This is a genomic window from Porcipelethomonas ammoniilytica (genome assembly GCF_025567485.1).
Classification (GTDB): Bacteria; Bacillota; Clostridia; order Oscillospirales; family Ruminococcaceae; genus Porcipelethomonas; species Porcipelethomonas ammoniilytica.
In genome coordinates this window covers 1-5,963 of the sequence record NZ_JAOQKH010000037.1, presented here as the reverse complement: position 1 = coordinate 5,963, position 5,963 = coordinate 1, and the positions used below count along the sequence as shown (strand labels likewise).

Annotated in this window: 4 protein-coding genes; all 4 read right to left on the bottom strand. The window is 42.1% G+C overall.

All coding sequences use genetic code 11. The features are described from left to right. A partial coding sequence (locus OCV67_RS12610) for a phage tail tape measure protein (RefSeq protein ID WP_178085157.1) occupies positions 1 to 4,103 on the bottom strand: 4,103 nt, incomplete at its 3' end. A 196-nt stretch (positions 4,104 to 4,299) separates the two neighbouring features. Continuing rightward, on the bottom strand, positions 4,300 to 4,761 hold the full coding sequence (locus tag OCV67_RS12605) for a phage tail assembly chaperone (RefSeq protein WP_178085156.1): 462 nt from the start codon (positions 4,759 to 4,761) through the stop codon (positions 4,300 to 4,302). Between the two features lie 94 nt (positions 4,762 to 4,855). Further along, entirely contained in the window at positions 4,856 to 5,287 is a 432-nt protein-coding gene (locus OCV67_RS12600) for a phage tail tube protein (protein ID WP_147644296.1), read from the bottom strand. A gap of 12 nt (positions 5,288 to 5,299) precedes the next feature. Then, the coding region (locus OCV67_RS12595) for a phage tail sheath subtilisin-like domain-containing protein (RefSeq protein WP_178085155.1) at positions 5,300 to 5,963 on the bottom strand (664 nt) is incomplete at its 5' end.

Here is a 5,963-nt window from a genome sequence, read left to right as displayed (position 1 = left end):
TTTTTTCCTATAATAAGCTCAGGGCCCTCATCACCCGCAATAAAAACATCATCGGCATATGTTGTACCGTTTGCATTCCTTGTAACTGTTGTTGCAGTAGTTGTACCTGAAGATGAAGGCGTTGTTGTTACTGACGGTGTTGAACCTGATGAGGAACTATCGGTTGATATTGTCGGAGAAACGTTAACATTTAGTGCAGCAGTGATTCTGCGTGCAATGTTTTGAGCTTCCGACACTGCTGTATCTCCACTAGATTTAAGTTGGGATATGTATCCGTCCATTGTAAGCTTTGCAGAATCAGCAGCTTCTTTGCCAAGTTCCATGTCATCAACAGCTTCACCGAGTCGTTTTTTAATATCATCAAGTTTTTCCGAAAATTCCGTTTCAACATCCGCCATTTTCTCGGCAACTTTATCTTTCGTTTCAGATAATTTATCAAATGAACCGTTTAACTCTTCTATCTTAGCCGCCGCTTGTGAAGTGTCCATTTCACCCAATTGCTGAGCAAAAGCAACCGCCTGCTCTGGATCCAACTGTTCAATTATAGAATTATCAACTCCCATATCAGAAAGCCGACTTAGAGCTTCTTCATATTGGTTGAAATAATCAATCTGACTTTCAAGATTGTCTATAGCACCATCAAGAGACAACGTATTTTCAAGATTTATGCTTGCTTCTTCAAACAACCCGAACATACCGTCAAGGTCTGTTCTTATAGCGGTATATGCCTCGTCATAAGCCTGAGCGAGTTGATTTATCTCTTCTTCTTTAGCTGCCCATACTTCTGAAATTGCTTCTTCAGGCGTCATGGCTTTCTGAGCTTCTTTCGCTGATTTCCCTAAATCGTTGTAAACATTGGCTACATCATCAAGAGAACCAATATATGAATCCCAACCATCTTCATAACCGGCATCAGTATACAATGTATAAAGCTGATTTTTATAATTACTTACATCATTGATAAATCCTTTGTAAGTTTCGGCATAGTCTTCATCAGTTTCCAGCATACCTTGTATTTCTTCAGCAGTTATTGAATCACTTGACCTGCCCAATTCCTTCAAATCTTCATATATCTGAACTTTAGACTTCTTTTCAAAATCCTCTAATGAACGAACAGCGTTTAGGTATTCTGTAGAAACATCTCCTGATGCAAGCTTAGATTGAGCATAATCCTTAATACTCTCCTGAGCAAATGTTGCCATCTGTGAATTTATATTAGTCGGATCGAACCCTGTTAATTTACCCGTATCATAATCAACCTCAATATTACAATTAAATGTATTATTAAGGTAATCGGCATATTGAGACATCATATCAAGGTCGGCATTGGTTAATTCAGACTGCTTGGATAATGCTTCAAGCTGAGCTACTGCAACCATTCCATTTTGCCAATCTTTGTCGATACTGTCCATTTTGCTGTTGTATTCAGTAGTGAACGAAGCAAGGGCTTCCTTGCTTTCTTCCAATCGCTGAGCATAATCAGCTGCAAATCCTCCACCTTTTTGATACTGAGCATTAAGAGTTTCAAGTTCAGAAGCAAGACCTTGTGCCGCCTGAGATTCAGCTCCGTACATATTGCAGACATTTTCATAAGCTGTTCTGGTATTGTCAATTTCTGTACTGCATTGTTCAAGCGTTCCGTTGTAGTCCTCAACGGCATCAGTATTGCTTTTAATTACATTTGTAAACGAAGCTACTCCTGCAACTACACCTGCTATACCAACAGCAATCATAGCTCCTTTTACCAGAGGATTCGCTTGTAAAACAGCGGTAAAGGTTTTAGTTGCCGCCGAAGCCACCTTAGAAGCGACGCTGTATCCGGTCAAAGCTACAGTGCCTATTCCTAAAGTAACACTTACCCCTGTAATTGCCGCTGTCACGCCCGGATGTTCATCGGTAAATTCCGAGAACCCGTCTACAACATCAGCAACACCGTTATACAAATCTGAAATAACCGGATTCAGCTGCGAACCTATTGTAATACCAAGATTGCTGAAAGCGTTCTGCATTCTCTTCTGAGCGTGTTCCGTGGTATTGGTCATAGTCATGTACGCTTTTTCAGTCGCTCCGGCTGAATCCTGCATTTTGCCCAGAGTGCTGTTAAACTCTGCCGCTCCTGCATTAAACAAAGCCAACGCACCGATTCCGGCTTCCTGACTTCCCCAAAGGTTATTAAATGCCGTGGTATCACCGTTTACGCTGTCTCCGATTACAGTCAGTACATCACCCAGTGAATAACCGCTTTCTGTAAGCTGTGCAAAAGACTGTCCTGTTTGTTCCTGTAAAACTCCGGCAACTGCACTTCCTGTATCACCGAGTTCATTCAGCATGGATTTTAAATATGTCGTTGACTCTGCCGTGGCAATACCGTTTTTTGTGAGAATAGCATAACCCGTAGAAAGATTATCCATTTCAACGTTATATGCCGCTGCAAGAGGGATAACACGCCCCATGTTCTGAGCAAGTTCGTCAACTGTTGTTTTACCGAGATTCTGAGTTGTTATCAGCATATCTGACACTTGTGTCGCTTCTGATACGGCTAACCCATAAGCGTTTATAGCCGTTGTCAGTACGTCCGCAGCTGTTGCCTGTTGAGTAAAACCGCCCACAGCAAGCTTATTGGCTTCATCAACGAACTTAACGGCATAGGCAGTATCGACACTGGCTGAAATTGCCTGATACGAAGCTTCTGTTAAATCGCCTGCACCTTGTCCGGTTGAACGTGAAAGAGCCATAATATCTGATTCTATAGTACTCAAGGAAACCTGACTTGTATCGGCAATTGTTGAAACCTTTGCAATACTTGCCTCAAACTGTGCCGCTGAATTACTGCAATCAAGAAACGCTTCGCCGATTTTTTTAAGCCCCATGACTATTCCTGCACCTGCAATAATTGATTCCAGTTCAGAAATAGCGTTACCGCCCTTGTCTCCTAGCTTTTCGCTGTCATCAGCCGCCTTTATCATGGCGGCGCCGTACTCCTTAGCCTCCTGTTCGGATTTATTGAGAGAGTCGGCTACTTTTTGCTCAGCAGAAGCAGTTTTGTTTGCAGAGTTATATAATTGTTCGTCTGCTTGTGCAGCTTCTTCCAAAGCAGCGGCATTTTTTTTAGCTGCGGCAGTGTCAGATTCTAAATTCTGTGCCTTCTTTTCAGCTCGCTTAGCAGCTTCTTCCTTAGCCTTAGCAAAACGTCTTGCTTGTTCGGTTCGTTCGGCAAGAACCTTTGTATCTTCTTTTGAAGCTTCGGTATTTTCCCGTACTGTCAAAAGCTCCGATTTAAGATTTTCATGCAACTCTTTTGCCACTTGCGCAGCTTGTCTTTTGGCATCTGCGTCTTTATGTGCTTCTATCGCTGCCAGTCTTAACTTTTCAGCTTCATTAGAAAATTCTTTAGCAAGAGCTCTTGTAGCGGATATATTACCCGAAGTGCTGGCTTCAAGCTTCGCAAAAGAGGTTGCCGTCGATGTTGCGGTTTTAGCAGTACGATTCATGGAAGAATCAGAATTTTCCAACGCATCAGCAGCTTTTTGTTCAGATTGTGCCGCCTTATTTACCGAATCGACAAGCTTATCTTCCGCCTGAGCCGCCTGAACAGCCGCCTGAGCATTATTATCCAAATTAATATATGCTTGTTCGGCAGCATCCGCTTCTTCACGCAATCCGGCAGCGATTTGTTCTGAGGTCTCAGCCCTTTGACGTGCAATTTCTACGCTTTGGCTCATAGATTCAGAAGCTTTTTCTTCGGCCGTACTCTGATTTAAAAGTTCTTCATAATGCTTTCTGTCAGCTTCTGCCGCACGTTCGGCTTCATCTGCTTTCAGCTGCAATGACTGTGCATTTTTTCTCAATGTCTCGGATTCTCCGTCTATTGCAGCGGAAACCTGTTCTGACTGTGATACAATACCCGACATTTCGCCGGAAATCTTTGATATTGAGGCGGAGGCTTCCGAAAACATTTTTGCCGACTGCCCAACAGAGGAGTTTACGCCGAGAAAACCGTCTTCAAGACCGGCAACAACCTTTTCTCCGATTTGACCTATGCTTGTTAATATAGGACTTATCCCGTCTGTTGCCTTAAATACGGCATTCATTACATATGACATTACAGCCTCACCCCGCATTTAAGCATAGCAAGCAAAATTTGTATATCTACCCTGCAAGGGTCGTTTAACTCGCACAATTCGGACGCAATGTAGAAGAGTTTTGTGCGTTTAGGCATTTTCTCAAACTCTTCCATACGCAGTCCGTGGCGCTGCCATAAGACATGCGCCCAGTATTCAAACGATCCCTTGCAGGTTATTAGTTTTTTGCTTCTTTAACTTCGTCTGAATCTTCGTCCTTTTTTATAAGTCCAAGCACTGACATAACGGAATTAAATACCTGACTGTATTCTCCCGGTCTGTGAAATACTTTAAGAGGCATTTCACTGATATCATAACAATGATAAAAGTCCATTAGCTCCTTAGATTTTAAATCGGGATAAACCAATGCTTCAGCGACGATATGTCTCATTGCTCTGTTGATATCATTTTCTGTCTGGAATACTACTTCACCGTTCGATAGATAAGGATTTCCTGAATTATCCAGAGCAATAGAACGCTTGCGGTAATTGTCCTGAATTTTTCTTATCTTGTCATTGGAAATTGTTTTAATTTCAAGTTCAAGACGGTTTCCGTTTTCGTCAACGAAACTTTCCGGTGCAGGAGCATTTACGATTTCTTCCTTCTGTTCTCTCATGAAATAGCTTAAATTCTTTGTCATTTTTATGACCTCCATAATATTATAATAGTTTTTTGCGGAGCAGTTTTACGTCTTGACCGCTTTCGGACATAAAAATAAGACGTTAACACACGTCTTAAATCACATCTTTAGCATTAAAAGAAATAGCGTCCTCTCTTACTCCTCCGGCAGTATCCAGAGCCATAAGAGGAATGTCGCCTGTAAATACGCAGCCTACTGCGGTAACAGTATCAGAACCGTACATCTGATAATAATCAGAGCCTTTATCGTCCATTACGCCTTGGATCGTGCATTCAGGCGTTATTCCGTCTTTCTGATATTTCTGAACTATCTCCTTATACCATGGAGTTGATATTCTTCTTGTGATAGTTCCCGTAATTGTATATCCCATCCAGCGCGAGCTTGGGGAACGTTCTCCCAATACCTTTCCGGTATACACATCAGGTGTAAATTTCAATTCAAACTTAACACCGTCAAGTATCTGCACACCGTCTACAAAAACCTTTCCCTCGCTGAGCGCTATTGGGTTATCGTTGTATCTTTCCATAACTTAACCTCCTTATCTGGTCTTTACTGTAAAATATAACTTTTCCGCACTGTCTACAGGCTGAATTCCTACATTGAAATAAGTACTGTCGCCCTTGCTTTCGCCCCTGACCACTGCAAAATCAGAATCATAGTCAACATTCCGGATAGCTCCTGCGTCAAAAAATTGCTTTAAAATACTTCTTCCCATACCGTCCATAATATCCCAGCCGTTTTCATTGTTGCTGTATTTATTAGGCGGGAAATTCAATCTAATAGATTCTGCAAAGCTGTCAAATACTCTCAGAACCCTGTTCTTGCTGTAGGATTTGTCTTTTCTGTCTGTAAACGATGTAAGACTGTTTATGTCATACTCAACAATTACATCTCCATTTTCGGAATATGAAAAGAAAAACTCGCCGTTCTGGATTGCCGCAACTGCCTGTTCATGGGTTTTAGCTCCTGCAACACTTTCCGCACCCACATAGATTTTATATGTGTTGCTCTGAACGTTTGAAGCGGAAGCGTCCGCACCTGCGACCCACGCTGTGGCTTGTGCATTACTAAGCGTAACGCCGTTTATTACAACGGAATTTGTAACGTTAATAATACCCTCATAGTCGGCTTTGTAGTCGGGAACAACAGCCTTGACGCCTCTTCCTACATTTTCCCTCAGATACTTTATCTTTGTAACACAC

Coding starts and splice junctions, on each gene's coding strand:
- OCV67_RS12605 (WP_178085156.1), bottom strand. CDS start 4,761: ATGACAAAGAATTTAAGCTATTTCATGAGAGAACAGAAGGAAGAAATC.
- OCV67_RS12600 (WP_147644296.1), bottom strand. CDS start 5,287: ATGGAAAGATACAACGATAACCCAATAGCGCTCAGCGAGGGAAAGGTT.